The sequence below is a fragment of the Rhodococcus sp. NyZ502 genome, from assembly GCF_041464245.1.
GTDB classification, from domain to species: domain Bacteria; phylum Actinomycetota; class Actinomycetes; order Mycobacteriales; family Mycobacteriaceae; genus Rhodococcus_F; species Rhodococcus_F qingshengii.
Genome location: NZ_CP167155.1, coordinates 5,161,799 through 5,188,010, shown reverse-complemented (window position 1 = coordinate 5,188,010; position 26,212 = coordinate 5,161,799). Strand labels below are relative to the sequence as shown.

General features: G+C 60.3%; 25 protein-coding genes. 18 read left to right on the top strand and 7 right to left on the bottom strand.

The annotated features are described in order from the left end of the window. Positions 1–97: 97 nt before the first annotated feature. From lpdA to ACBG85_RS23885, 3 genes are all read right to left on the bottom strand, one after another. Complete coding sequence (gene lpdA / locus ACBG85_RS23895) at positions 98–1,501, bottom strand: dihydrolipoyl dehydrogenase (RefSeq protein ID WP_047269781.1); 1,404 nt, start codon at positions 1,499–1,501, stop codon at positions 98–100. A 26-nt stretch (positions 1,502–1,527) separates the two neighbouring features. Further along, on the bottom strand, positions 1,528–2,943 hold the full coding sequence (locus tag ACBG85_RS23890; RefSeq protein WP_007735413.1) for an MFS transporter: 1,416 nt from the start codon (positions 2,941–2,943) through the stop codon (positions 1,528–1,530). A gap of 316 nt (positions 2,944–3,259) precedes the next feature. Next, positions 3,260–3,895, bottom strand: a complete 636-nt coding sequence (locus ACBG85_RS23885; protein ID WP_228232242.1) for a TetR/AcrR family transcriptional regulator — start codon at positions 3,893–3,895, stop codon at positions 3,260–3,262. A gap of 235 nt (positions 3,896–4,130) precedes the next feature. On the opposite strand from ACBG85_RS23885, the gene ACBG85_RS23880 reads away from it, so the two are divergent. The 8 genes from ACBG85_RS23880 (at position 4,131) to lipA (ending at position 13,085) form a co-directional block, all read left to right on the top strand. Continuing rightward, the gene (locus tag ACBG85_RS23880) at positions 4,131–5,114 is read left to right on the top strand and encodes a thiamine pyrophosphate-dependent dehydrogenase E1 component subunit alpha (RefSeq protein ID WP_050656427.1); all 984 of its coding nucleotides are present in this window, start codon (positions 4,131–4,133) and stop codon (positions 5,112–5,114) included. Next, positions 5,111–6,133, top strand: coding sequence for an alpha-ketoacid dehydrogenase subunit beta (locus ACBG85_RS23875; RefSeq protein WP_007735418.1), 1,023 nt, complete (start codon positions 5,111–5,113; stop codon positions 6,131–6,133). Before ACBG85_RS23880 ends, ACBG85_RS23875 begins: the two co-directional genes overlap by 4 nt. 25 nt (positions 6,134–6,158) lie before the next feature. Then, the gene (locus ACBG85_RS23870) at positions 6,159–7,460 is read left to right on the top strand and encodes a dihydrolipoamide acetyltransferase family protein (RefSeq protein WP_372025124.1); all 1,302 of its coding nucleotides are present in this window, start codon (positions 6,159–6,161) and stop codon (positions 7,458–7,460) included. A 25-nt stretch (positions 7,461–7,485) separates the two neighbouring features. Continuing rightward, the gene (locus ACBG85_RS23865) at positions 7,486–8,583 is read left to right on the top strand and encodes an alcohol dehydrogenase catalytic domain-containing protein (protein ID WP_083056705.1); all 1,098 of its coding nucleotides are present in this window, start codon (positions 7,486–7,488) and stop codon (positions 8,581–8,583) included. Positions 8,584–8,608: 25 nt separating this feature from the next. Further along, the gene (locus ACBG85_RS23860; RefSeq protein ID WP_083056707.1) at positions 8,609–9,646 is read left to right on the top strand and encodes a phosphotransferase family protein; all 1,038 of its coding nucleotides are present in this window, start codon (positions 8,609–8,611) and stop codon (positions 9,644–9,646) included. 72 nt (positions 9,647–9,718) lie between these two features. Further along, positions 9,719–10,930 carry an acyl-CoA dehydrogenase family protein gene (locus ACBG85_RS23855; RefSeq protein WP_209909834.1) on the top strand — a complete coding sequence of 404 codons (1,212 nt, stop codon included), beginning with the start codon at positions 9,719–9,721 and terminating at the stop codon, positions 10,928–10,930. 54 nt (positions 10,931–10,984) lie between these two features. Next, the gene (locus tag ACBG85_RS23850) at positions 10,985–12,025 is read left to right on the top strand and encodes a phosphotransferase family protein (RefSeq protein WP_372027904.1); all 1,041 of its coding nucleotides are present in this window, start codon (positions 10,985–10,987) and stop codon (positions 12,023–12,025) included. Positions 12,026–12,056: 31 nt separating this feature from the next. Next, complete coding sequence (gene lipA / locus ACBG85_RS23845) at positions 12,057–13,085, top strand: lipoyl synthase (protein ID WP_372025121.1); 1,029 nt, start codon at positions 12,057–12,059, stop codon at positions 13,083–13,085. 36 nt (positions 13,086–13,121) lie between these two features. Here the strand turns inward: lipA and ACBG85_RS23840 are convergent, their stop codons facing one another. Continuing rightward, positions 13,122–13,643 (bottom strand): MarR family winged helix-turn-helix transcriptional regulator, encoded by a 522-nt coding sequence (locus ACBG85_RS23840; protein WP_007731333.1) that lies wholly within the window; start codon positions 13,641–13,643, stop codon positions 13,122–13,124. Positions 13,644–13,736: 93 nt separating this feature from the next. On the opposite strand from ACBG85_RS23840, the gene ACBG85_RS23835 reads away from it, so the two are divergent. Further along, a complete protein-coding gene (locus ACBG85_RS23835) occupies positions 13,737–14,705 on the top strand; it encodes an NAD(P)/FAD-dependent oxidoreductase (protein WP_209909825.1) in 969 nt (322 codons plus the stop codon). Here ACBG85_RS23835 and ACBG85_RS23830 read toward each other — a convergent pair. Continuing rightward, positions 14,663–15,583 (bottom strand): TIGR01777 family oxidoreductase, encoded by a 921-nt coding sequence (locus ACBG85_RS23830; RefSeq protein ID WP_050656413.1) that lies wholly within the window; start codon positions 15,581–15,583, stop codon positions 14,663–14,665. The genes ACBG85_RS23835 and ACBG85_RS23830 overlap by 43 nt on opposite strands. Beyond that, complete coding sequence (locus tag ACBG85_RS23825; RefSeq protein WP_007731336.1) at positions 15,580–16,257, bottom strand: TetR family transcriptional regulator; 678 nt, start codon at positions 16,255–16,257, stop codon at positions 15,580–15,582. Before ACBG85_RS23825 ends, ACBG85_RS23830 begins: the two co-directional genes overlap by 4 nt. A 145-nt stretch (positions 16,258–16,402) precedes the next feature. Here ACBG85_RS23825 and ACBG85_RS23820 point away from each other — a divergent pair, with 145 nt between their 5' ends. Both ACBG85_RS23820 and ACBG85_RS23815 read left to right on the top strand, forming a co-directional pair. Further along, a complete protein-coding gene (locus ACBG85_RS23820; RefSeq protein ID WP_030535154.1) occupies positions 16,403–16,807 on the top strand; it encodes an EVE domain-containing protein in 405 nt (134 codons plus the stop codon). Between the two features lie 12 nt (positions 16,808–16,819). Continuing rightward, positions 16,820–17,266 (top strand): MarR family winged helix-turn-helix transcriptional regulator, encoded by a 447-nt coding sequence (locus ACBG85_RS23815; RefSeq protein WP_003940281.1) that lies wholly within the window; start codon positions 16,820–16,822, stop codon positions 17,264–17,266. 6 nt (positions 17,267–17,272) lie between these two features. Here ACBG85_RS23815 and ACBG85_RS23810 read toward each other — a convergent pair whose 3' ends face one another. Continuing rightward, positions 17,273–17,926, bottom strand: a complete 654-nt coding sequence (locus ACBG85_RS23810) for a TetR/AcrR family transcriptional regulator (protein WP_047271168.1) — start codon at positions 17,924–17,926, stop codon at positions 17,273–17,275. Between the two features lie 94 nt (positions 17,927–18,020). Between ACBG85_RS23810 and ACBG85_RS23805 the strand changes: the two genes are divergently transcribed. From ACBG85_RS23805 to ACBG85_RS23775, 7 genes are all read left to right on the top strand, one after another. Further along, positions 18,021–18,482, top strand: a complete 462-nt coding sequence (locus tag ACBG85_RS23805) for a MaoC family dehydratase (RefSeq protein WP_047271233.1) — start codon at positions 18,021–18,023, stop codon at positions 18,480–18,482. A 28-nt stretch (positions 18,483–18,510) separates the two neighbouring features. Next, positions 18,511–19,683 carry an acyl-CoA dehydrogenase family protein gene (locus ACBG85_RS23800; RefSeq protein ID WP_209909822.1) on the top strand — a complete coding sequence of 391 codons (1,173 nt, stop codon included), beginning with the start codon at positions 18,511–18,513 and terminating at the stop codon, positions 19,681–19,683. A 9-nt stretch (positions 19,684–19,692) separates the two neighbouring features. Beyond that, entirely contained in the window at positions 19,693–20,832 is a 1,140-nt protein-coding gene (locus ACBG85_RS23795; protein ID WP_003939706.1) for an acyl-CoA dehydrogenase family protein, read from the top strand. Positions 20,833–20,962: 130 nt separating this feature from the next. After that, positions 20,963–22,891 carry a molecular chaperone HtpG gene (gene htpG / locus ACBG85_RS23790; RefSeq protein WP_083056719.1) on the top strand — a complete coding sequence of 643 codons (1,929 nt, stop codon included), beginning with the start codon at positions 20,963–20,965 and terminating at the stop codon, positions 22,889–22,891. A gap of 154 nt (positions 22,892–23,045) precedes the next feature. After that, positions 23,046–23,585 (top strand): DinB family protein, encoded by a 540-nt coding sequence (locus ACBG85_RS23785; protein WP_030535159.1) that lies wholly within the window; start codon positions 23,046–23,048, stop codon positions 23,583–23,585. 92 nt (positions 23,586–23,677) lie between these two features. Then, entirely contained in the window at positions 23,678–25,258 is a 1,581-nt protein-coding gene (locus ACBG85_RS23780) for an FAD-binding oxidoreductase (protein ID WP_217018922.1), read from the top strand. Further along, positions 25,255–26,172, top strand: coding sequence for a diacylglycerol kinase (locus ACBG85_RS23775; protein WP_007731349.1), 918 nt, complete (start codon positions 25,255–25,257; stop codon positions 26,170–26,172). Before ACBG85_RS23780 ends, ACBG85_RS23775 begins: the two co-directional genes overlap by 4 nt. Positions 26,173–26,212: the final 40 nt, after the last annotated feature.

The window sequence follows — 26,212 nt, the reverse complement described above, 5'->3', positions numbered from 1 at the left end:
GGAGTCTCGAGGTGGATCGGTGACTGGGAGTGCGTGGATTTCAGTACTGCCAGTAGATGTCACTGAGGTCTACTACTTTCTGATCGATCGGAGTTCTTCAGAGGTTGATCATGTGGCCGGCGAGGCCGTGGATCGCTTCCTGCAGTGCCTCACTGAGTGTGGGGTGGGTGTGGACGTTGCGTGCCAACTCGTTGACCGTGAGGTCCCACTTCTGGGCCAAGGTCAGCTCGGGCAGCAGTTCCGAAACGTCCGGTCCGATGAGGTGCCCGCCGAGCAGTTCGCCGTACTTCTTGTCGGCGATCAGCTTGACGAAACCGGTCGGGTCACCGAGACCGTGTGCCTTGCCGTTGGCAGCGAACGGGAAGTTCGCGACCTTGACGTCGTAGCCCTCGGCCTTGGCCTGCTCCTCGGTCAAACCGAACGAGGCGACCTGCGGCTGGCAGAACGTCGCACGCGGCATCATCCGGTAGTCACCGAGTGTCTGCGTCTCCGCGCCGCCGATGGTCTCGGCAGCGACGACAGCCTGAGCTTCTGCGACGTGCGCGAGCTGCAGCTTGGCGGTGACGTCACCGATGGCGAAGATGTGCGGGACGTTGGTGCGCATGTAGTCGTCGATCGCGATGGCGCCGCGATCGGTCAACGCCACACCGGTGTTCTCGAGACCGAAGCCCTCCACGCGCGGTGCGAAGCCGACGGACTGCAGAACCTTGTCGACGACCACGGTCTCGATCTCGCCGGACTTGTTGTCCTTGATCGAGACGGTGACCTTGCTGCCGTCGTCGCTGATGGACTGCACAGCGGCACCGGTCTTGATGGTGACGCCGAGCTTCTTGTACTGCTTGGCGATTTCCTTCGAGACGTCGGCGTCCTCGTTGGGCAGTGCCCGATCGAGGAACTCGACGATCGTGACGTCGACGCCGTAGTTCTTGAGGACGTAACCGAACTCCATGCCGATCGCGCCGGCACCGACGATGAGGATCGAACCCGGAAGGTCACGGGTGAGGATCTGCTCTTCGTAGGTCACGACGTTCTCGCTCAGCGAGGTGCCGGGCAGCAGCTTGGTGTACGAACCGGTCGCGATGATCGCGTTGTCGAACGTGATCGTCTCGGTGCCACCCTTGCTCAGCTCCACGCTGATGGTGTTGGCGTCGACGAACGTGCCCTTGCCGTCGTACTCCGGGATCTTGTTCTTCTTCATCAAGAAGTGAATGCCCTTGACTCGCCCGTCCGCGACCTTGCGGCTGCGATCGAAAGCGGAGCCGAAATCGAAGGACACGTCTCCGGACATGCCGAACGTCTTCGCTTCTTTCGTGAAGATGTGCGCGAGTTCGGCGTTACGGAGAAGCGCCTTGGACGGAATGCAGCCGACATTCAGGCATACACCGCCCCAGTACTTCTGCTCGATGATGGCGGTGCTCAGGCCCAGTTGTGCCGCGCGGATAGCAGCGACGTACCCACCGGGGCCGGCTCCGAGGACAACGACGTCATAGTGTGAGGTCACGATAATTCTCAGATAGTCGATTCAGATCAGGTCAGTGCTTCCACAGACTGGGGCTTTCGGCCGTGCGGCATGAGGAGAGTCGCGGCGAGTCCGACTATCGCCAGACCTGCTGCAACGAAATAGACTGTTGTGTAGCCAATTCCAGCGTAAATAGGCGTTCCGTCGGCAACCGTTGCAATGTTCAGGGCGAGGATGGCAAAACCAATCTGTACAGCAACAGCACTGCCGACGGATCCCACCACATTGACCGTCGAGGCTGTGACGGCCTGCAGTCGAACCGGCGCGGCGGCGATCACCAGGTTGGGTATTGCCGCACTGATCAGACCGGCCCCGAATGCATATACCAAGTATCCCAACAGTATCGGCCAGAATTCCTTGTGGGAGAGGGCGAGTGATGCGGAGCCGATCGCCATCAAGGCGAAGCCGATCCAGTTCGGCAGGCGTGCGCCCCGACGTTCTGCGATTATGCCGACAAGCAACCCCATTGCGACGGTGGCCACGCCGGCCGGTGTGGTCAACCGCGCCATGTAGCTTGCGCTTTCCCCCAACCCGTAGGTAACGCCGAGGGCGATGGGTGTCTGAACGATGAAGGACAACAAGACGAATTGGAGAACGATGACGGCCTGGCCGGTAAATTGCGCGACCAGTGTCGTCACGACAGCGCGACCACGCAGCACCGCAATGTCGATCAGTGGGTTCTCGATTCGCTTTTCGTATCGAGCCCATCCGATGAAAATTGCCACCGCGGCGATGGCGCAGAGAAGTGTCTTCCACGACGTCCAACCCCACGTTCCGCCTTCGCCGATGCAGTACAGGAGGAGTGCGATCGAGAGCCCGAGCATGATCCCACCAACCCAGTCGATGGACGTTTTCACTCGGATCGGGGACTCGGGAACAACGAGCATGACCAAGGCACCCAAGAGCACAGGGAAGAGTGCCAATGCGAAGAACACTCCGCGGAATCCGAAATTGTCGATCAAAACTCCGGCAATGACAGGACCGGTGATCGTGGTGACACCAATTCCAGCGGTTGTCATGCTGACCGCCATCGCCAGCATCCGCTTCGGGAAGATGTCGCGCATCAGCGAGTAGGTTATCGGCACGATTGCAAGACCGAGTCCTTCGACGGTACGACCGACTAGTACTACGGAGAAGGTCGGCGCGATTGCGACGATCAGCGAGCCTGTTGCCATGCAGGCGGTTGCGATCAGAAGCCATTTCTTCTTACCGTCTCGATCTGCGAGCTTGCCGATCAACGGTGCGCTGATAGCGCCGGAGAGTGTGAACAGTGTTGACACCCAAGCGATGTTCGAGGTCTCGAATGAACCAGCCATGCTGGGGAGTGCGGGCGTCACCAGATTGAACGCGTATGCGACTTCTTCGGACAGAAGGCAGAGGATCAGGAGGATTCCGACCCAGCCGGCGGTTGATCGATTTCCCACGCCTTCTATCGCGAGAGTGGGGTTTGCGGAGGAAGATTCCGATGGAGTCGAGGAAGGATTATCCGTGGATGGAGCGGTCATCGTGGCTCCTGCATCTTTCTGACGGGAAGACGGGGCAGTGAGCGGGACAGTCGGCGCGGCGAGTGTGCAGACCCACTGAAGCATTTTGTGATGTGAGGCACAGTAAAATGGATCGATTGATTCTGTCAAGTGATCCACTAAATTTTTCCCGAGAAAATTGCAAAAGCGCGCACGGAGACGGCGCGTTCTGTGGATGGTGGATCCGCAACCCTACCTGGGAAGATCCATCCGCAAGCTAGGTCCGGGTTGGATCCATGAGTGACTCGAGTCCGCCTGCGACAAAATCCGCCAGTGTGTCGAATCGACCGTTGGACAGCGCGCGAGATCCCTCGATGCTTGCGTCCGACCATCGTGCCGCCATCACGATCAGCGTGTTCACGGTGAGTGACCAGTTCAGTTCGATCGCGGTGTCGTCGGCTGCGGGGTAGGCGCGTTCGAGTAGTTTGCGCAGCAACTCTGCTGTGTCGTCCTTGACGGGGAATAGCCGAGGATCGTTGGCGAGGCTGAGTTGTCCACAAATAGTCAGCCACCGAACACCTTTGTCAGGTTCCTGATCGAGGAACTGGCGATACGGCAGTGCCAGGAGATCGACGATCTGCCTCGCTGTCGGAACGGTGTCGGAATCGACCATGTTCTTGGCCAGGCGATGAATGTGTGCGAGTACTTCGGCGCCGGAGTCGAGGAGGACGGCGTCGAGGATCGCGTCCTTGGATCCGAAATGATAGTGCGCGGATGCTGCTCCCAATCCGGCTTCGGCATTGATCGCTCGAATCGAGACGGCCTCGACTCCCTCTGCTGCGAACAGCTTTGCCGCTGAGTCGATCAGAGCACGGCGAGTTGCTGCGCCGTCGCGTGGACTGGATCGTGGCATTTCCGCAACCTTTCGGTTTGTTGACCCCATCATATCGCGATGTCGCGGCCTGATTTCCGGCCTGCTGACCCGGTGATGTCTGAGTAGATCTCAGTCGATTTAGAGAATGCACTTGATTGAATCACTTGATCCACATAGGGTGATGTGACAGCAGCCACACGAATGGCAATCGATGCCGGGTTGTCAAAGGCGCGAACCTCGTACTTGCATGTCGGACTGTCAGAAGGAGATCGGAATGGCCACGCACACAAGCGAACAGCTGACCGAAGTAGTGGAACCGGAGTCCCTCGACCCACGGTTGGCGATCGACATTTTCACCGTCATGGCCCGTGCGCGTGCGATCGAGGACGCGGTGCAGATTCACATCCGGGACCACGGATTTGCCGGATTTTGGCATCCGGGCAAAGGGCAGGAAGGTGCTGTCGCTGGAGCGGTGGCAGCGATGCGAGACGACGACTATCTGTTCTATCAGGGAAGAGGAGCCACATGGCCGCTTGCCAAAGGGATGACGATGGGGCCGATCATCGGTGACCTGCTTGGAAAAGTGACAGGTTCTACCGGCGGAAAGGGTGCCGGCGTTCCTCACTGGGCTGATCCGGCGCTGGGAATCATGGGGGAGGGTGCGACGCTGGGTTCGGTGTATCCGGTGGCAGCAGGCGCGGCATTGTCGGCGCAAATGAGAGGCACTGGGCAAGTTGCGCTGGCGGACTTCGGCGACGGGACGGCGGCACGTGGCACCTTCCATGAAACTCTTCTCGAGGCATCGCGGTGGAAACTACCGCTGGTCTACTTCTGTGAGAACAATGGAATCTCGGTAACCACCCCATTTGAATCTGTGAGTCCGACACGCACTATCGCCGAACGCGCGACTGCATACGGGATTCCCGGCGTTCGCGTCGATGGTCATGACGCCGTCGCTGTCTACCATGCGACAAAGGCTGCGATTGATCGAGCTCGCGATGGTCAGGGGCCGTCGTTGATCGAGGCAGTTGTCACCCGTGTCGGTGGACACTGGGAAGGTGACGCGCAGAAGTATCGCCCGGAAGACTTCCTGTCGACGTACCGAGATCCATTGGACATCATGCGTTCTCGACTCGATGCTTTGCTGGCCGACCAGATCGTCGCCGCAGCGCGTGCGGAAGTTGCCGAAGCGCTCGCCGAGGCAGAAGCCGCTCCTTTGCCTGACCCCTCCGTTATCATGAAGGACGTTTTTGCATGACTATCACTGACGACACGTCTGTCAACCGCACGGCTCCGGAAACTACGGTGCAAAGCTACGAGGCCGCACAGGGTGCGGCGATTGCCGAAGAGATGCGCCGTGACCCCTCGGTGTTTCTCATGGGGCAGGACATTGCCTCAGGCGGGTTCTTCGGCGGAACCCGAGGCCTGGTAGAGGAATTCGGCCTGGACAGGATCCGAAACACCGGAATCACCGAAGCATTCATGGTGGGTGCAGCTGCCGGTGCCGCCATGACCGGAATGCGTCCGATCGTTCAGTTGGGGTTTGCAGACTTCAGTTTGATCGCCGGGGACGAGATTTTTCAGAAACTGGGTAAGTGGCGCCATATGCACGGTGGTCAATTCGAACTTCCCGCTGTGATCATCATGCCGATCGGGCCGAGCGGTGGTGCAGGACCAGAACATTCGGGTTCGATGGAGATGCTACCGATGCATTTTCCGGGACTCAAAGCAGTTGTCCCGTCCAATCCTGCCAACGCGAAAGCCCTACTCAAGGCCGCAATCCGGGACCCAAATCCTGTTCTGTACTACCCGAGCAAGCAGCTCAACTTCAAACGGGGTGAGGTATTCACCGATCCCGAGTACGTAATGCCCTTGGGTAAAGCATCGATTCCACGGCGTGGCGACACAGTGACCGTCATCAGCTATGGATGTATGGTGCCTCGCTCGCTCGAAGCAGCACTCGTGCTGGCTGCGGAGGGTATCGAACTCGAGGTCGTCGACCTGCAGACGCTGGTTCCGCTGGACCACGACACGATCATCGCGTCGGTGATGCGGACCGGGCGGGCGATGATCGTTCACGAGGCGCCGAGAACCGCTGGTCCTGGCGCCGAGATCGCTGCGCTCATCCAGGAGCGTTGCTTCTACTGGCTCCACGCTCCGATCGCGCGTCTCGGTTCTGTGGATGCGCCGATTCCGGCGAGTCGGTTCCTCGAAGATCATTGCTTCCCAAGTGTTTCCGACATCATCGAGACGGCCCGTCACCTGGTTCGCGACTAATTACTCGACTACGAGGACATTCACCATGCTCACACTATTCGACGTCCACATGCCCCACATGGGGTCGGTGGAATTCGCGTTGCTCACCGAATGGCTGCTCAAGCCTGGGGACAGGGTCGCCGAGGGCGATCCGCTTTGTGAGGTGTCGACCGACAAGGTCGACACCGAAGTCGACTCGCCAACTTCGGGAATCCTCATCAGCTACGTTGCCGCAGTGGATCAGGAGGTTCCTGTCGGTGACGTCATTGCTCGATTTGCCTCACTCGACGCCGACCCGGTAGCCGTCGCGCAAGCCATTGCCGGTGAAGATGCAGTCGGTGAAGATGTCGCGCCGGCGGCGCCGACATCGGGTCCGTTCCCGATTTCGCCGGATCGGGCTCTCGAGAGCGCGGCCCCGACAGTCGCCGCCGAGGGTTCTCGCCCACCCAACGATTCACTGGTGTTGGCTGCGTCGTGGTTCTCTCCGGTCAATCGTCCGCCCGAAGGAAGTCGACGCCTCCGCCTCGATTCGGGCTCGACTGATATGTCGCTGGAGAGCAAGAGCGAATTCTTGCCGGGAGCCAGGGATCGAGTACCGGAAGATGCTGACACCGTGGCGATTCCCGCCGGATACGAGGCGGTGACCTACACGGCTATCGAACACACTCGCCTGCGTAGGGCAATCGCCAAGAATCTGACAGAATCGTGGAATACGGCTCCTCAATTGACGGCGCAGGTTGATGTCGATTTCACTGCGGTCTCAGTAGCCCGAGCGAAGATCAACCGTGAGAGATCAGCTCGAGGTGAAGGGAAACTCAGTTTCCTTCCCTTTGTCGGTCACGCACTGTGCCGGGCGCTCGCAGACCACCCGGATGCCAATGCCACGTTCACGGACAAGCACCTCGTGCGATGGAACACTGTCAACCTGGGAATTGCCGTGGACACTCCGGACGGACTGATCGTCCCCGTCATACGTGATGCGCAGAATCTCGAACTGGAGGCACTGTCGGACGCAATAGTCGCGACCAGTAGTGCGATACTCTCGGGTTCCACGCAGCCGGAGGATCTTTCGGGCGGAACAATTACGATCAGCAACTCGGGAAGTGTCGGCGGCGTGGTCTCGACTCCGATCCTCACTCGTCCGCAAGTTGCCTCGATCGGTCTCCCAGCCATCGTGCGTACCCCCGTCGCGCGAAAGAGCGTCGACGGTGAATCCGAGCTCCTCACCATCAGGCCCATTGCACGACTCGGATTGACCTTCGACCACAGGGCATTCGACGGCGCCGAAGCCTTGCGCACGCTGATGTCCGTACAGAAGTATCTCGAACAATGGCCGACAAAATCGTAGGCACTTCTCGACGTGAGGACATCAGATGAGGGCAGCAGTGCTTCGAGGTGGAGACGTCATACTTGCCGACATTCCGGAGCCGTCACCGGGACCGAATCAGCTTCTGGTGGAGCCGATAGCCACCGGGATCTGCGGCAGTGATCTTTCGGCCTGGCAGCACACCGATGATTTCCTGGCTGCGCATCGTGAGGCGGACGTGCCGGGAGCGCTGTTCGATCCGGCGCACGATGTTGTATTCGGACACGAGTTCACTGCAACGGTGACCGAGTTGGGAACCGGAGTGGTCGACTACGCAGTCGGTGACCGTCTGGTGGTTCTGCCGTGGGTCGTTGACGACGATGGATTGACTCATACAGTCGGATACTGCAATTCGAAGCCGGGAGGGCTGGCTGAAAGGGTTGTTATCCAGGCTGGAGGGCACCTGCACATCCCTCCGGACGTGGATCCGGTTACCGCTGCAGTGACCGAACCTCTCGCTACTGGTGTTAACGCCGTGCTGCGTTCACGAATCGTTGCCGGCGCCGCCGCAGTGGTGACCGGTTGCGGGCCTGTGGGACTCGGCGCAGTCATCGAATTGGCGCAACGTGGCGTTCACCCCATCGTCGTATCCGACCCTTCGGAACTTCGACGAACTGTGGCTTTGGCGTACGGGGCCGATGTGGCAGTCGATCCGAGGCACTCGGATCCACTGAGCACACTTGCAGGAATGATTCCGGCAGATACCGAAGTATTTGTCTTCGAAGCATCCGGAGCGCGGAATCTACTGGGTTCCTTGATGTCTGTCGTTCCACCGTTCACACGCATTGTGATTGTCGGATCGGCAATGGAGCACGAGTCGATTCGACCCGTAATCGGGATTCTCAAGAATGTGAGTTTGGAATTCGTGGGTGGTCCGGGGCGTGGAGAACATACGTACCAAGCGTTTTCCCGAACTTTCGAACATATCGTGGAGCGTCGTTTCGATCCGGGATTGATGGTCACGGGCTTTGCCGGGCTGGATGCGGTGAGTGAGGTGTTCTCTGCGCTGCGCCCGGCCGCGGGTGACGAGATAGAGCACGTGAAGGTTTTGGTTCGGCCCGACCTGCCCGCCGGTGCGGGTGTGGTGCGTTGTGGCGTCGAGTAACGGACTATGGGATGAGGACGTTGTAATGAATGAGGTTGAATCAATAGCGGAGAGCGAGCAGTTCAACGCCGACTTGGTTCGGTCCAGGTTGGTCGAGATGGGCGAGTTGGGTACGGGCGAGGAACTGACTGTGCGACTATTGGCAGGCGGTCGATCCAACCTGACGTTCGAGTTGGCGAGTAAGTCGAGAAGATGGATTCTGCGTCGTCCGCCGATCGGTCACCGTCTGGAGACTGCTCACGACATGGGTCGGGAAGTGACCGTTCAGCGAGCCCTCGCGGAAAGTGCTGTCCCGGTTCCGCGGATCGTGTTCTCCGAGGAGTTCGACGCGACATCGGGTGGAAGTTTCTACGTCATGGACAAGATCGAAGGTCAGGTGTTGCGAACCGATGACGACTTCGCTTCCGTGGACCAGAGCAATCGCTCCGAGCTGGCGTTTCGCTACGTCGATTGCCTGGCTGCTCTGCATACGCAAGACTTTCGTAGCCTGGGTTTGTCTGGTTTCGGTAGGCCGGAGGGATACCTCGAGCGGCAGGTAAGGCGCTGGAGTAAGCAGTTGGCGTCGTCGAAGTCCCGCGATCTTCCGATGTTGGAAAAACTAGGGGTAAGGGTCGCGTCGTCGATTCCGAGGCGGTCTGCAACCTCGATCGTCCACGGCGACTTTCGATTCGACAACATGATTGTTCGGTTAGGTGCCCCGTCGGACATCGTCGGAGTGCTGGATTGGGAGATGTCAACACTGGGTGATCCGTTGACAGACTTGGGTTTAATCCATCTGTTCTGGTCGGGATGGGCAGGTATCGATAATCCGATTGCCGGGACACCCTCTGCGCATGAGGGTTTCCCCTCGTTCGACGACGTTGTCGAAAGATATTCCCTAAGCACTGGGTTCGATATCGATGCGCTGCAGTGGTATTCGGGCTTTGCATTCTACAAGATGGCAGTGATTCTGGAAGGCATCCATCTTCGCTTCGTCAATGGGGAAACAGTCGGCGACGGTTTCGAGGACATCGGCTCGATGGTCGTTCCTTTGGCAGAGCGCGGGCTCTCGGCACTTGCGTAGCCGAAAATTGTTGTCAAACAGTAATTTCTGATCTCGGTCGTACTCGGCCCACGAAGGGTGAAGGTGTGTGACATGGACTTCGAGTTCGACGCGAAGACTATTGATTTGAAGGAACTTGCGTCGGCATTCATGGACGAGTTCGTTTTTCCTGCAGAGCATTTCTTCCACGACAACCCGGAAGTAGGGGATCGGCAGTGGGAGCGTCCGGCGGTGATGGCGGAGCTGAAGGAACACGCGAAGGCGCGGGGGTTGTGGAATTTGTTTCTTCCGCACGATCCGCGTGGTGCGGGACTGTCGAATCTGCAGTACGCACCGTTGGCCGAGGTAACGGGTTGGAGTCCTGAGGTTGCGCCGGAAGCGTTCAACTGCAACCCGCCCGATACCGGGAACATGGAGTTGCTGACGCTGTTCGGGACTGAGGCGCAGAAACATCGGTGGCTCGATCCGTTGTTGAACGGTGACATCAGGTCGGCGTATTGCATGACGGAGCCGGATGTGTCGTCGTCTGATCCCGCGAACTTGACCTGCTCAATCACTGATGAGGGTGATTGTTGGAGGATCAATGGACGTAAGTGGTGGTCGACCGGCGCGATGAGCAGCGATTGTGCGTTGTTGATCGTGATGGGGGTGTCAGATCCTGATGCGGATCCGCGGTCGCGCCACAGTTTGGTTCTGATTCCGCGTGAGACTCCCGGCGTGCGTATTGTCCGGGGGCTGAAGATGTTCGGCTTCACTCACGGTGCCCATGGCGGTCACGCGGAGGTGCATTTCGAGGACGTGCTTGTTCCCAAGGACCACATGCTCGGCGAGCGTGGTCGGGGGCAAGCGTTGGCGCAGGCCAGGCTTGGTCCGGGGCGCATTCATCACTGCATGCGCATGATCGGGATGGCAGAGCGTGCGATCGAGTTGATGTGCCGCCGGGCGAACGAGCGTGAGGCCTTTGGTAGGTCTTTGGCGGATCAGGGGATCATTCAGCATTGGATTGCGCAGTCCCGTGTGAAGATCGATCAGTTGCGGTTGTTCGTTCTGCGGACTGCGTGGTTGATCGACACAGTTGGGGCGCGTGAGGCGCGTACGGAAATTTCGGCTATCAAGGTGGCTGCCCCGGATGCTGTGGGTTGGGTGATCGACAAGGCAATTCAAGTGCACGGCGCTGGCGGAATGACGCAAGACTATCCGCTGGCGATGTTGTGGGCGCAGGCTCGGACCATGCGTTTCATCGACGGCGCTGACGAGGTTCATCGGATGGTCGTCGCGTCACGAGAATTGCGCCTTCATCGATAGCGGTCCGGGTTTCACGAATGACGAATCGATGCCGAATGGGGATAACTGGTGGGAATGCAACTCCCATTCGATATCGGTGAGATTCGACGGCGTCTGATCGACTGTGGCGAGTTGGATCGGTACTCGCGATTCAGTGCTAATAAGGTTTCCAGTTCGCCGCCGGGTCAGGCCTACTCCTTGACCAGCGGTGAAGGAGCATGGATCTTGCGCTGTTCGTCGAGCAGTGATGACAGTCTTGGAACACGAGGAATTCGAGCGGAGGCCACTGCGCTGCACATGCTCGAAAAGAGCAGCATTCCAGTACCTCTCCTTGTCTACCGGGACGAAGTCTCTGGATTGGTCGTCTCTCGACGGGTGCATGGATCATCTCTCCGGACCGACATTCAGTTAGCCGACGTCGAGATCGGCGCGAGAAGACTGGTAGCGAACTCATTTGCCGACACGCTTGCCGGGATTCATTCGCTCGAAGTCGGCCTCAACGGTGTGAGTGCTCTCCCCGGGATGTGCGGGGAACTGCACAACTACTTGTCCGAGATTGGAATAAGGCTCGCTCGGCACGAATTGAGTGTGAGGCCGGCGTTGAACGCGCTCCTCGATTCCCTCGCGCGATCGGTGCCGGCGCCGCAGAAGCCCTGCTTGCTCCACGGCGAATATCGTCTGGATCGAACGATTTTCGACCTCACCGACTCCCCACTATTGCGCGCAGTGACAGATTGGCGTCGAGTAGGTTTCGGTGACCCGCTGTTGGACGTTGGTATCGCTTACGTTTTCTGGGCAGGTTTGAGAGGAATTCCCAGCGTTGTATCGGGTTGCCCTTCAGTTCATTTCGGATACCCGGCATTCGAGCAGTTGTTGTCCCGGTATCGAAGGTCAGTTACCTTCGATGTCGATACACGCGTGTTGCCGTGGTTCTACTCGGTGGGGTTTCTCGAGGTTGCTGCACGTGTGCTCGAACTGTGCAATGAGAGACGCGAATGGCTCTCGAGCACAAATAGATTCGGCGATGTGTCGGCCTTGGTGACACCATTGATCACCCGCGCAGTTGCAGCCTTGGAAGGCAGTCACCTTGCCGCATCCTTTGTGCTCACGCGATGACAGAGACCCAACGAATGCTTGGAGGAAAGTCGTGACGCACGACAATCGAACCACCGGGGAGGGGCGCAAGCTGCTCCGTCTCGAGATCCGAAACGCGGAGACGCCCATCGAACGCAAACCCAACTGGATCAAGACCCGAGCAAAGATGGGCCCCGAGTACACGGAGCTCGAGGGCCTGGTCAAGCGTGAAGGTTTGCACACCGTCTGCGAGGAAGCGGGCTGCCCCAACATCTACGAATGCTGGGAAGACCGCGAAGCCACCTTCCTGATCGGCGGCGAGCAGTGCACACGCCGCTGTGACTTCTGCCAGATCGACACCGGCAAGCCCGAGGCTCTCGACCGCGACGAGCCCCGTCGCGTCGCGGAAAGCGTTCAGGCCATGGGCCTTCGGTACTCCACGATCACCGGCGTCGCCCGCGACGAACTCCCCGACGGCGGCGCCTGGCTCTACGCCGAGACCGTCCGCAAGATCCACGAACTCAACCCGGGCACCGGCGTCGAGAACCTGGTTCCGGACTTCAACGGCAAGCCCGAACTGCTCGACGAGGTCTTCGCCTCACGCCCCGAGGTACTCGCACACAACCTCGAGACCGTCCCCCGCATCTTCAAGCGGATCCGTCCGGCATTCCGGTACCAGCGCAGCCTCGACGTCATCACCGCAGCACGCGACTACGGACTGGTCACCAAGTCCAACCTGATCCTCGGCATGGGCGAAACCCCTGAAGAGGTCACCGAGGCGATGGCAGATCTCCACGCCGCCGGTTGCGACATCCTCACCATCACCCAGTACCTGCGCCCCTCGCCCCGGCACCACCCCGTCGAGCGGTGGGTCAAGCCCGAGGAGTTCGTCGCACACTCGAAGGCTGCAGAAGAGCTGGGCTTCGCCGGCGTCATGGCCGGTCCGTTGGTTCGCTCGTCGTACCGCGCCGGCCGCCTGTATGCGCAGGCCATGGCACATCATGGCCGCGAACTTCCCGAGGCGCAGCGTCATCTGACCGAGGGCGGCGACGCTTCCCAGGAAGCCAGCTCACTCATCGCACGCCTCGTCGTCGATATCTAGTGCGCCGACGTCAGTTCGATACAGGAATTGGGCGACTCAGGTACGCGAACGGGCATCGCTCATCCGATCGAGCCCACTTTCCATGGATACTGCCAGTCGCTCGAGTGCGGCAAGGACCTTCCCCCGGTCCCGGCCGAGTTGGGTGAACAATTCACCGTGAGCGGCGAGTTCGCGAGGAAAGACGTCGTCGACGACAGCGTTTCCCTGGACCGTCATCGTGATCAGTGCAGATCGCCTGTCTTCGGGATTGCTTGTGCGGGAGACGAGTCCTCGCTTCTCGAGTCGCGCGAGTGCCTTGCTGACCCCGGCCCGAGACATACCGAGGCGTTCGGCGAGACGAATCGCGGTGACCGGTTCCTCGGCGTATCGCAGTGGCACAAGCAGTTCCACTTCCGACACGGTGAGATCCGCGGTTTGGTATACCGGTTCGACTGCTAGTTCGAGAAGCGCCGTAATCCGTTTGAGTTGCGCGACTACTTCCATGGGCGAGGTGTCGAGGTCGGGATTGTTTTCGGCCCAGAGGTTGCAGGTACGGGAGCGGAGTGTTGGTTCGTTCACGATTCCTCAACTTTGTTAACCGGTAAACAAATTTGCTAGATTGCCAGAATAGCCACCGTCTCGGGTGGGACGATCTGCGGACTGGGGGAGCACATGAGGTTCGACGTGGTGATTGTCGGTGGCGGTGCGGCGGGGTTGAGTGCCGCGCTTGTTCTGGCTCGGGCTCGGCGGCGAGTGATGATCGTCGATGCAGGTAACCCGCGCAATGGTGTCTCCGAGCACCTGCACGGGTACCTGACGCGGGATGGTGAGAGTCCTACGCAATTACTTGCGGCCGGCCGCAAGGAGGTTCTCGAGTACGGCAGCGAAATGACGACTGGCACCGCAATCCGAATCGAGCGCACGGATGACGGTGGATTTCTTGTGCAAACCGATGCGACCGCGCAGCTGGAGGCACGGACTGTTCTGGTGGCCACGGGGTTACGTGACGAGCTGCCGAACATCGCTGGGCTGCACGATCGGTGGGGAGTCGATGTTCTGCATTGCCCCTATTGTCACGGATACGAGGTTCGAGATTCCCCGATCGGTGTGCTCGGTGGTGACAACAGGCCGTTCACCATTCATCAGGCGTCGTTGGTGCGCCAATGGTCGGAGGATGTCGTCTTCTTTCCCAACCGTATCGAGCTGACGGGAGCCGAACGGGAGCGGCTGATTGCCAGGGGGATTCGCATTGTCGAAGGCGATGTGGCTGGCGTGTCGGTTGGCGATGGTCGATTGGACGGCGTCGAACTGGCCTCCGGTCAGGTAATTCCGCGAAGCGTAGTGTTTGTCGGCCCACGGTTTGTTCCGCGAGGCGATCTGTTGACTGACCTGGGGTGTGAAGCCGACGAAAATGGTCGGGTGGTAACTGATCCTGCAGGCAGCACAAGTGTGCCTGGAGCCTGGGCCGCGGGGAATGTGTCGGATTCTCCGGCGCAGTTGATCACCGCCGCCGCTGCCGGATCAAAGGCTGCGATTGCACTGAATCACTATCTGCTCGAGCAGGATATCGTGCGAGCGGTTGCGATCGCAGCCGAACTTCAGCCGAGTGAAACCGGAAGCAACCCTCGCGGGGTCTCTTGAGCGATCTGGTTCAGCGCAGACTCCAACGTCGGAAATTGATACTGGAAGCCGCTGTCCGCGAGCACCCCTGGTGAAACCCAGCGACTCTTCGTTACCAGTTCAGCCTCGGTGCGGATGATTCGTGCGCCGAACTCGAGCATCCAGCCCGGCGTCGGAAACCCATATTGTCGGCCAAGTTTCGCTCGTACCATCCGCATCATGTCGGTGTTGGTTACCGGATACGGGGATGCGATATTGACCGGGCCTGAGATCTCCGGATTCTCGTAGACGTGGATGATCGCGCGAATGACGTCGGCGATGTGAATCCAGCTGAACATCTGTCGGCCGTCGCCCATTCGTCCGCCGAAGCCCATTCGGGCGAGGTTGACGAACGGATTGATCGCCCCACCGCCGGCTCCGAGGACGATCGACATCCGAAGTGCCACTTTGCGAACAGGCGTCGGGGCTGAGAACAATTCGTGTTCCCACGCTCGCGCGACCGCTACGGAGAATCCCTTACCCAGCTCTCCGTTCTTCTCGTCCATCGGTCGATCTCGTGCGTCTCGGTAGATCGTGCCGGTACTGGCATTCGCCCAGAGTGAGGGTGGCTGCGGCGTGCGGGTCAGCGCACGACCCAACAGTGCAGTCGTTTCCACTCGGGAGGAGAAGATGTCGTCGGCATTGCGCTTGTTGTAGCGGCAGCTCACGGAGCGGCCGGCGAGGTTGACGAGCAGATCCGTGCCGCTGAGTACATCGGCGACGCCGTGCTCGTCGGACCACGTGGCATCGCTCGTTCCTCCCCGGCCGATCGTCCGAACGTCGACCCCGTTGGATTCGAGCGTTCGAAGAAGGTGTTGGCCTACGTAACCCGACGCACCACAGACAACAACGGTCTTCATGGTTTTGTGTTCCCCTCTGCAGAAACGACTTTTGTCATCAGGGCGGCGACATCGCCGACCAGACCTCGTGCCACTGGCAGCCGGGCGAGGGTGAGCGCTTTCGCGATGATCGGTACCAGGCCGTCGACGAGGGATCGGGTACGAGTTTGCCCCGGAGACGCGTCGGTGACCCAGTGCAGCGTCACGCCCAGATAGCTGAGCCACAAGAGCGTGGGGAGCTGGGTCTCCAATGACGCCGGCGTCTTCTGCTTCGACGCCGCCAGTGCTTCACGCATCAGATCGACGGCCATCGATCTCGCATCGGTCGACTCGGCCGAGAACGGGCTGGACTGTGATGTGGTGGGCAGGGCAACGTGCAGAAACGTGCTGCCGAAGCCGTGATAGGGCCCCATGACATCGAGTCCGGTGTGCAGAACAATCCTGAGATTTTCTGTCAGTGACCCACCTTCGCGAAGGAGTGGAAGCGCCCGCGCGCGGTGATCGCGTTGGATGACGAGATACAGCTCGTGAACCAGTTCGTCCTTACTGGCGAAGTAGTAGTAGGCGTTCCCGAGCGAGACCTCTGCCTCATTGGCGATCTTGCGCATGGTCGTCGCTGCGAAGCCCTCGTCGCGGAAGAGCCGCAATGCTGTTTCCACCAGCTTTTCCCTGGTCTCGATCCCGCGACTACTCATCGACACTCCTTCTTTGAACATGTTCAAGTGCAGCGTACGCCCTGGAGTTGAACACGTTCAAGAGTGGATCTGTTGCGTGAAAGATAATAAGCGCGCATACTAAATGCATGAATGAATGTGCTTTCGGTTCGCCAGGGGGCCGGCGATGAATGCCTGGTTAGGGGTTGTCTCTGCCGAACATGTGCGTCGCGCAGTGGATCTCGGTATCGCACAGATCGGGCACGGAAAGAGAGCTGGTTTGGTACGGATGAAAGCAGGTGACGTGCTGGTCTATTATTCGCCGGTCGAGTCCATGGGCGACCGAGATCCGTTGCGCGAGTTCACAGCTCTCGGTGTGATCGAAGAGGGTGAGATCTGGCAGGCGGACGAGGGGTGTTTCAAGCCGTTTCGGCGGCGAGTTCGGTACGAACAGTTCAACCCCGTTCCTCTCGACGCAGTCCGGAGTCGATTGGCATTGACCTCTGCACCGAATTGGGGGTATCAACTCCGGCGTGGCTTGATTCCGTTGGATGACAACGACGTCGAGGTTCTGCGTTCGACGACGAGCTGACACACTGGCGCTGTGGCGAAGAAACTGGAAACCGACTTCGAGGACGCGGACGAGAGTCCCGGTCTGATGTTGTGGCGTGTCACCAATGCTTGGCAAGCCTCGATTCGCGCGGCGCTGCGACCTTTCGACCTGACCCACGTGCAGTTCGTTCTGCTCGCCGCACTGACCTGGCTGGATGCAGAGACGCCGATAACTCAACGCGGTCTTGCCGAGTACGCGCGCACCGACGCGATGATGACGTCACAGGTGATTCGGACCCTCGAATCCAAGGGGTTTGTCGAACGACGTCCACATCCGACCGATGCTCGTGCTCGCTCGCTTGCCGTCACGCCGGTGGGTGCGGCCTTGGCCGGCAGGGCGAACCGCGCGGTGGAATCTTCGGACCGGGAATTCTTCGCCGCTCTGGGGGATCGTCAGGCGGCCTTCGTCGCGATGCTCGGCGCGCTTGATCGACGGTAACAACCCTCAGTTTCGAGGAGGTTGCTCTGTAGTTCTCTGCAGCAGTGCGTATTTGGCTTCCAGTCCGTCCAGCAGGGATTCCAGTGCGAGTTCGAAGCTGGCGCCGTCGATCTCGGTGGCACGCTCACGCAACAGATGTGCTCGCGTGAGGTGCGGGTAACGCTCGGCGTAGATCGCAGGATCGTCCACGAATCCGCCGGAGAACGTCGCTGTCGCAGCGCCCATGACCACGTACTTGACGGAAGCGCCGATCAGCGTTGCCGTGCGCTGCGGCCATCCGGCGCGCACCAGTCCGCCATGGATGGCGTTCGCGCGATCGAGGGCGATGGGCCTGACGCTCGGACCGTAGGCCAAGTAGGGAACGATATTGGGATGCTTGCCCAGGGCGGCGTGGTAGGACCGCGCCCACGTGCGTAGCGCGCCGCGCCAATCGTCGGAGTCGAAGCCGCTCACGTCGACGGACTCCATGATGACGTTCGCGACGTCGTCGAGTAGCTCATCCTTGTTGGCGTAATGGCTGTACAGCGACGGTGCCTGCACGCCGAGGACGGTGGCGAGTTTGCGCATCGAGAAGTCGGTCAAACCGTTCTCGTCGACCAGTTTCAGGGCGGTGTCCCTGATGATCGGCTTGCTCAGTAGTGGAACCCGCGGTCGCGCCATCGCACAGAAACCTTTCGTCTGAGTACTGGACAACCTTACACTGTGAGTTTATTATCCAATTAACCTAACAGTGTTCGGGAACGTGGAGGATCAGATGACACGGGTGTTCGAGAACAAGTCCGATCTCCTGGGGGCGGTCGGTGAAACGCTGGGCTCGAGCGAGTGGGTCGAGGTCACCCGCGAGATGGTCCATCAATTTGCCGACGCGACCGGTGACCATCAGTGGATTCATGTCGACGACGAAAGAGCCAGGCGCGAATCACCTTTCGGTGGACCAATTGCGCACGGGTATCTGACGCTCTCACTCCTGCCGCTTCTGTCGAAGTCCGTGTATCGCATCGACGGCGCGAAAATGGTCGTCAACTACGGGTCCGACAAGGTTCGATTCCCGAGTCCGGTGCCAGTCGGGGCCAAGGTTCGAAATACCGCAGTGCTCTCCGCAATCGAAGAATTGCCGAACGGTTCACTACAGAGTCAGATCACCAACACCGTCGAGATCGAAGGCGTGGGCAAACCTGCCGTCGTTGCGCAGACCGTCGCGCGAATCTTGTTCTGAAATCCTGCAAGAAGAAAGCAGACTCCACATGAATCTCGAACTGACCACTGAGGAAGTTGCGTTCCGCGAGGAGATGCGAAAGTTCTTCACCACCGAATTCTCGCCCGAACTTCGAGCACGTGCAGCGGGATTCGGAAAGCTGACGCGTGAAGACATCGTTGCGGGCCAACAGATTCTGAACGCACACGGACTGGCGGTTCCGCACTGGCCGGTCGAATGGGGTGGCAAGGACTGGACTCCGGTACAGCGCCACATCTATTCCGAGGAAATGCAGTTGGCGTCGGTACCCAACCCGTTGCCGTTCAACGTGAGCATGGTTGGGCCCGTCATCGCGACCTTCGGCTCGCAGGAGCAGAAGGAGAAATTCCTCCCCGCTACGGCCAACGCCGATATCTGGTGGTGCCAGGGTTTTTCGGAACCAGAAGCCGGTTCGGATCTCGCTTCACTCAAGACGGCCGCTGTCCGTGACGGCGCGGATTACATCGTCAACGGTCAGAAGACGTGGACTACTCTCGCTCAGCACGCCGAGTGGATCTTCTGTCTGGTTCGCACAGATGCCAGTGCCCAGAAGCGGCAGGCCGGAATTTCGTTCTTGCTCATCGATCTGGCAACTCCCGGCATCACGGTTCGCCCCATCAAACTGATCGACGGCAGCGTCGAGGTCAACGAGGTGTTCTTCGACAACGTCCGCGTACCTGCGGAGAATCTTGTCGGCGAGGAGAACAAGGGCTGGGACTACGCCAAGTTCCTGCTCGGCAACGAACGCACGGGGGTCACACGGGTCGGGTTCTCCAAAACCCTTGTCGCCACGGCAAAAGAGAAGGCGCGGGAGGTCCGCGTCGGAAAAGGCACACTCCTCGAGGATCCGTTGTTCGCGGCTCGGTTGGCTGAGTTGGAAAACGAACTGCTTGCACTGGATCTGACTCAACTGCGAGTTGTGGCGAGTTCGGCAGACGGAAAGCCGAATCCGGCATCGTCGCTGCTCAAGCTCCGTGGCTCCGAATTGCAGCAGGCGGCAACGGAATTGCTGATGGATGTTGCGGGTCCGGACTCGTTGCCGGTGAACACGGCCGAGATCGACTCGCCGGAGTGGGCGCAGCAGGCGGCGCCGCGCTACCTGAACTACCGGAAGGTTTCCATCTACAGCGGATCAAGTGAGGTGCAGCGCTCCATCATTGCCTCCTCGATCCTCGGATTGTGAGCATCTGACATGAATTTCGAACTCGACGACGAGCAGACGATGCTTCGCGACACGACGCGTGAATTGCTCAACCGCAGCTACGACGCGGAGAAGCGTAACGCCACCTCGGCCACTGACGAGGGATGGAATGCCTCGGTGTGGAAGCAGTTCGCCGAGCTCGGGCTGCTCGGCCTGCCATTCGCGGAGGCCGACGGCGGGATGGGCGCTGGGCCGGTCGAGACCATGGTCGTGATGACCGAACTGGGCCGCGCGCTTGCACCCGAGCCGTATCTGGGTGGTGTTCTGATCCCCGGCGGTTTGATCGCGGCTGTTGGTTCGGCAGATCAGCGGGCGCGGCTCCTGCCGGCGCTCAGCGACGGGACCACTCTGTCGGCCTTCGCGCATACGGAACCCGGCACGCGCTGGCCGGTCGCCACCGTCACGACCACGGCGTCGCAGTCGGGATCGGGATCGGGGTGGACTATCACCGGCGTCAAGAACCCGGTCCTGCAGGGCGACAGCGCGCACGTCGTGATCGTCAGCGCCGCACTTCCAGACGGGGGCACCGGGCTCTTTCTGGTAGATGCGGAAAGCGCGGGTGTCTCATGGAGCAAATACGCAACTCACGACGGCCGTCGCGGTGCGCAGTTCACGTTCACCGATGCCGCGGCCGAACAGCTTGGTGAGGGCGGCGATGTCACGGAGGCGATCGTCGAAGCAGAGGTTCGGGCGCAGGCAGCTCTGTGCGCCGAGGCGATCGGGATCATGACCGAAGCTCTGCGACTGACGACGGAATACCTGAAGCAGCGCAAGCAGTTCGGTGTTCCGCTCGCGAAGTTCCAGACGCTGACTCATCGTGCGGCCGACATGTACGTGGCGCTCGAACTGGCGAGCAGCATGAGTCTGTACGCCACCATGGCCATCGCCGACGGAGTGATCGATCCGACCATCGCGTCGCGAGCGAAGCTGTCTGTCGGTCGCGCCGCGCATCAGATCGGTCAGGAAGCAATTCAGATGCACGGTGGTATCGGTATGACAGCCGAGTATCCGGTCGGGCACTACGTCTCGCGGCTGGTGGCCATCGAACACACTTTGGGCGCATCGGACGATCACCTCAGGGTGCTGGCCGCCGGCGTCTCGAACTATTCGATGGTGAACGTCACCGAGTAGATCGGTGGTGAAGATAACGGGAGGTCACGCGCAGGTCGCGTGGCCTCCCTTGTCTGTGCGGGGGCCGACCCGCGGTATTCGCGGTCAAGTAAAATTCCTGTGATCAGTCCGAGAAGAGAAAGGGATCGAAGTGACCGCGCATACCGAGCAGCTCGAGTTCCAAGCAGAAACACGTCAGCTGCTGGATCTGATGGTTCATTCAATCTATACGAACAAGGACAGCTTCCTTCGTGAGTTGATCTCCAACGCTTCGGACGCGCTGGACAAGCTCCGCCTCGAGTCTTACCAGGACAAAGACCTCAACGTCGACGTCTCCGATCTGCACATCGAGATCGACATCGACAAGGCAGCACGCACCCTGACCATCCGCGACAACGGCATCGGCATGTCGCGTGACGAGGTCGTCGACCTGATCGGCACGCTCGCCAAGTCCGGCACCGCCGAGGTCCGTCGCAAGCTCAAGGAAGCCAAGGATGCAGCGGCATCGGAAGAACTGATCGGTCAGTTCGGCATCGGCTTCTACTCCACGTTCATGGTCGCGGACAAGGTCACGCTGCTGACCCGCCGCGCCGGTGAAGATCACGCGACGCGCTGGGAATCGACCGGCGAAGGCACGTACACGCTCGAGCATGTGAACGAGGCACCACAGGGTAGCTCCGTGACCCTGCACCTGATGCCCGAGGATTCCGAGAACGGCCTGCACGACTACACGTCGGAATGGAAGATCAAGGAACTGGTCAAGAAGTACTCCGACTTCATCGCGTGGCCCATCCGCATGGATGTCGCTCGTACGTCGACGCCGGCCGAGGGCGAGGAGCCCGAGGTCACCATCGAGACCGAGACGATCAACTCGATGAAGGCGCTGTGGACTCGCTCCAAGGACGAGGTGTCCGAGGACGAGTACAAGGAGTTCTACAAGCACGTCAGCCACGCCTGGGACGAGCCTCTCGAGGTCATCCCGATGAAGGCCGAAGGTACTTTCGAATACCAAGCGCTGCTGTTCATTCCGTCGACGGCGCCGTTCGATCTGTTCATGCGTGAGCGCAAGGCCGGGATCCACCTCTATGTCAAGCGCGTCTTCATCATGGACGACTGCGAAGAGTTGGTGCCCGATTACCTGCGCTTCGTCAAGGGTGTCGTCGACGCACAAGACCTCTCGCTCAACGTCTCTCGTGAAATTCTGCAGCAGGACCGGCAGATCGCTGCCATCCGTCGTCGTCTGACCAAGAAGGTCCTCTCGACCATCAAGGACATGAAGGCGAACGAGCCGGAGAAGTACTCGACTTTCTGGACCGAGTTCGGACGCGCGCTCAAGGAAGGCCTGATGGCCGATGCCGACAACCGCAAGACGCTGCTCGACATCTCGTCCTTCGCCTCGACCAACAGTGAAGAGGGCGTGACCACTCTCGCCGAGTACGTGGAGCGCATGAAGGACGGTCAGGAACAGATCTACTTCATGACCGGCGAATCTCGTCACCTCATCGAAAGCTCGCCGCACATGGAGGCTTTCAAGGCCAAGGGCCTCGAGGTTCTGGTACTTACCGATCCCGTGGACGAGATGTGGGTCGACGCAGTCTCGGACTTCGACGGCAAGACCTTCCAGTCGATCGCCAAGGGCGAGGTCGACCTCGACACCGAGGACGAGAAGAAGGCGGCCGAGGCCGAGCGCGAAGAGAAGGAAAAGGAATTCGGCGCGCTACTGACGTGGCTGACCGAAACCCTGTCCGAAGACATCAAGGAAACGCGTCTCTCGACGCGACTGACCACGTCGGCTGCCTGCATCGTCGGCGACGCGTTCAGCATGTCTCCGACGCTCGAGAAGATGTACAAGGCTTCGGGTCAGCCTGTTCCACACAGCAAGCGCATTCTCGAGCTCAACCCGGAGCATCCGCTTGTCTCGGGTCTGCGGGAGGCGCAGGCCGCCAATGACAATGCAGAGAACCTGACGGAGACGGCTCAGTTGCTCTACGGCATGGCGTTGCTTGCCGAGGGCGGTGAACTGAGCGATCCGGCGCACTTCACGCGCCTGCTGGCCGATCGTTTGGCTCGCACAGTCTGATCTCGTCTAGCTCGCTCGAACTCCCGGCACTCACCTTCATCGGTGGGTGCCGGGAGTTTTTTCTTGATCGTTTTCTAATGAGGACCGTTTCTGTCCGCAATAACTTCTAACGTAGTTCTCACAGGGCACGAACCCACGAGCGAAGGAAAACATCATGAACGCACCGATCACCACCGTCACCGGCGAGCGCGCGGATCTCCTCCAGAGCCTGCGTCGGCATCGTGAATTCCTTCTCTTCACCGTCAAGGACCTCACCGACGAGCAGGCCGCTTCGAGGCCGACCGTGAGTGAACTGTGCCTCGGCGGATTGATCAAGCATGTGGGTCAGGCGGAAAAGGGATGGGTCGACTTCATTCTGGAAGGGCCGGCCGGACTTGGTGGGGACTTCGACCCGACCCAGTGGTCGGAAGAGATGCAACAGGAACGGGCGAACGAATTCGCCATGGTCGAGGGTGAAACCTTGGCAGGCATCGTTTCCGAGTACGAGGGGATCGCGGCCAGGACCGACGAGTTGGTGGCCTCGCTGGACAGCCTCGACATCTCGCATCCACTGCCGTCGGCGCCGTGGTTCGAAGCGGGAGCTCGCTGGTCAGCGCGGCGCGCATTGCTGCACATCATCGCCGAGACGGCCCAGCATGCGGGCCACGCGGACATGCTTCGCGAAGCCATCGACGGTTCCAAGACGATGGGTTGATGGATGGATTGATCCACCGGGATGTTTACACATCACACAAATATGTAACACTAGTGTCTATGAGCACCGAAAAGTCTGCCTTGCAACCGCCGATGCAGTGGGACGCCTGGGGCGATCCGGCCAAGAAGCGTGAACTGTCGGACGCAGTCACATCATTGTTGACCGGATTTCTCGGTGTCTCCGCACCGACTCGATCGCGTCTCGCCATCGAAGACGTCCAGGTGGCTCCGTCCGCTATGGCCCAGTCGCATGTCGAAGCGCTGGCTGGGCTGGTCGGGGCCGAGTACGTCAGTACCAAGGATTCCGATCGAATCCTTCGGGCCGGTGGCAAGAGCACCCCGGATCTGCTTCGCCGTCGTAGCGTCGAGCCGCAGGACGCACCGGACGCAGTCGTCACTCCAGGGACAGACGCAGAGGTCGAGCAGGTTCTCCGATACTGCTCTGCCAACCGGATCGCAGTGGTCCCGTTCGGTGGTGGCACCAGCGTCGTCGGCGGGCTCGATCCCATTCGTGACGGGTTCGACGCAGTTCTTTCTCTCGATCTGCGCAGGTTCGATCAGCTTGTCGGGTTGGACGAGGAATCGGGCATTGCGACGTTCGGCGGCGGAACTACCGGCCCACGGGCCGAGGAGCTTCTGCGTGAGCACGGTTTCTCGGTCGGGCACTTCCCGCAGAGCTTCCTGTTCGCCACTCTGGGCGGGTTTGCCGCCACCCGGTCTTCGGGGCAGGCGTCGGCTGGATACGGGCGCTTCGAGGACATGGTTCAGGGCCTCACCGTTGTCACCCCGAGTGGAGTGATCGAGACCGGGCGTGCGCCGGCATCCGCTGCAGGCCCCGATCTGGGTGAGCTCTTTGTCGGCTCCGAGGGCACCTTCGGCGTCATCACGCACGTGCGTGTGCGGGTTCACCGTCTGCCCGAGACCACCGTGCGCGAAGGGTGGAGCTTCCCCGACTTCGCCACCGGCGCAGCTGCATTGCGTGAGCTTGTCCAGGAAGGATCGGCTCCGACCGTGCTGCGGTTGTCCGACGAGGCCGAGAGTGGCGTGAATTTGGCGACCACCGACAAGATCGGCGAGAACGCCTTCACCGGTGGTTGCCTCGGCATCACTACCTACGAGGGCACCGCTTCGCACACCGCTGAACGGATGGCGGAGGCCCGCGCAATTCTCACCGCTCACGGCGGCACGTCGCTCGGTGAGGAGCCCGGAAACAGCTGGGAACACGGGCGATTCGATGCGCCGTATCTGCGTGACGCTCTGCTCGACGTCGGCGCACTGTGCGAAACCCTCGAGACGGCAACCACCTGGGGTAACCTCGCGAACCTGCGCTCCTCGGTCACCGAGGCGCTGACCAAGGCTCTCGTCGAGCAGGGGACTCAGCCGCTCGTGATGTGCCACATTTCGCACACCTACAAGACCGGTGCTTCGCTGTACTTCACCGTCGTCAGCGCGCAGACCGAGGATCCGATCGCTCAGTGGCACAAGGCGAAAACTGCCGCTGGCGATGCGATCATCGCCGCCGGTGGCACGATCACCCATCACCACGCTGTCGGCGCCGATCACCGCCCATGGATGAAGGACGAGATCGGTGAATTGGGCGCGAACATCCTTCGCGCAGTGAAGAATGCAGTGGACCCTGCCGGCATCCTCAATCCTGGAAAGCTGATTCCGTGACCGAAACCCGCAGTCAGATCGAGAAGGTTACCGTCCTGATCAATCCGATGGCGGGACATGGTCACGCGCCTGCGGCAGGACGCAAAGGTGTTGCGCGACTGCGCGCTCGGGGAGTTGCCGTCACCGAGATCATCGGAACCGACGCCGACGACGCCAAGAAATTGGCCCGTCGTGCGATCGAGGAGGGTACCGACGCGCTGGTGGTGGTCGGCGGTGACGGTGCCATCAGCATCGGATTGCAGGCTGCCGCGTTGACCGATACTCCTATCGGGCTCATCCCGGCGGGCACCGGTAACGATCACGCCCGTGAGTTCGGCATTCCCACAGGCGATCCCGAGGCAGCCGCCGATGTGATCGCCGACGGCGTCGTGCAGCAGTCCGACCTGGCGAAGATCACGCTGGCCGACGGTTCCGTCGTCTGGTCGGGAACGATCATCGCGAGCGGATTCGATTCGCTGGTCAGTGAACGGGCCAATCGGATGTCGTGGCCCAAGGGGCCGATGCGCTACAACCTGGCGATGCTCGCCGAGTTGGCGAAGATGAAGCCGTTGCCGTACCGGATCGAACTCGACGACGAGGTCATCACGGTGGACGCGACGCTCGTGGCTGTCGGCAACGGCCGCTCGTACGGTGGCGGCATGCTCATCACTCCGGGCGCGTCGAAGTCTGATGGGTTGCTGGATCTGACCGTCGTCGGGCACGGTTCGAGGTTGCGTCTGGTGCGCCTGTTTCCGCGGGTGTACAAGGGAACTCACGTCTCCTTGGATGCGGTGCAGACGTATCGGTCGAAGAAGGTGCGGTTGGTCTCCGAGGGCATCATCGCCTACGCGGACGGCGATCGGGTGGGGCCGTTGCCCATCACGATCGAGGCAGTTCCCACGGCGCTCAACATCTTGACGCACACTCGGATCTGAGTCGGTTCTGCCGGGCACTAGGTAGCGGTGGTGTCAGACT

What these genes read in the sequence shown, in the direction of transcription:
- ACBG85_RS23885 (WP_228232242.1), bottom strand. Translation starts at nt 3,895, where the DNA reads ATGCCACGATCCAGTCCACGCGACGGCGCAGCAACTCGCCGTGCTCTG.
- ACBG85_RS23880 (WP_050656427.1), top strand. Translation starts at nt 4,131, where the DNA reads ATGGCCACGCACACAAGCGAACAGCTGACCGAAGTAGTGGAACCGGAG.
- ACBG85_RS23875 (WP_007735418.1), top strand. Translation starts at nt 5,111, where the DNA reads ATGACTATCACTGACGACACGTCTGTCAACCGCACGGCTCCGGAAACT.
- ACBG85_RS23870 (WP_372025124.1), top strand. Translation starts at nt 6,159, where the DNA reads ATGCTCACACTATTCGACGTCCACATGCCCCACATGGGGTCGGTGGAA.
- ACBG85_RS23865 (WP_083056705.1), top strand. Translation starts at nt 7,486, where the DNA reads ATGAGGGCAGCAGTGCTTCGAGGTGGAGACGTCATACTTGCCGACATT.
- ACBG85_RS23860 (WP_083056707.1), top strand. Translation starts at nt 8,609, where the DNA reads ATGAATGAGGTTGAATCAATAGCGGAGAGCGAGCAGTTCAACGCCGAC.
- ACBG85_RS23855 (WP_209909834.1), top strand. Translation starts at nt 9,719, where the DNA reads ATGGACTTCGAGTTCGACGCGAAGACTATTGATTTGAAGGAACTTGCG.
- ACBG85_RS23850 (WP_372027904.1), top strand. Translation starts at nt 10,985, where the DNA reads ATGCAACTCCCATTCGATATCGGTGAGATTCGACGGCGTCTGATCGAC.
- ACBG85_RS23835 (WP_209909825.1), top strand. Translation starts at nt 13,737, where the DNA reads ATGAGGTTCGACGTGGTGATTGTCGGTGGCGGTGCGGCGGGGTTGAGT.
- ACBG85_RS23830 (WP_050656413.1), bottom strand. Translation starts at nt 15,583, where the DNA reads ATGAAGACCGTTGTTGTCTGTGGTGCGTCGGGTTACGTAGGCCAACAC.
- ACBG85_RS23825 (WP_007731336.1), bottom strand. Translation starts at nt 16,257, where the DNA reads ATGAGTAGTCGCGGGATCGAGACCAGGGAAAAGCTGGTGGAAACAGCA.
- ACBG85_RS23820 (WP_030535154.1), top strand. Translation starts at nt 16,403, where the DNA reads ATGAATGCCTGGTTAGGGGTTGTCTCTGCCGAACATGTGCGTCGCGCA.
- ACBG85_RS23810 (WP_047271168.1), bottom strand. Translation starts at nt 17,926, where the DNA reads ATGGCGCGACCGCGGGTTCCACTACTGAGCAAGCCGATCATCAGGGAC.
- ACBG85_RS23805 (WP_047271233.1), top strand. Translation starts at nt 18,021, where the DNA reads ATGACACGGGTGTTCGAGAACAAGTCCGATCTCCTGGGGGCGGTCGGT.
- ACBG85_RS23800 (WP_209909822.1), top strand. Translation starts at nt 18,511, where the DNA reads ATGAATCTCGAACTGACCACTGAGGAAGTTGCGTTCCGCGAGGAGATG.
- ACBG85_RS23795 (WP_003939706.1), top strand. Translation starts at nt 19,693, where the DNA reads ATGAATTTCGAACTCGACGACGAGCAGACGATGCTTCGCGACACGACG.
- ACBG85_RS23785 (WP_030535159.1), top strand. Translation starts at nt 23,046, where the DNA reads ATGAACGCACCGATCACCACCGTCACCGGCGAGCGCGCGGATCTCCTC.
- ACBG85_RS23780 (WP_217018922.1), top strand. Translation starts at nt 23,678, where the DNA reads ATGCAGTGGGACGCCTGGGGCGATCCGGCCAAGAAGCGTGAACTGTCG.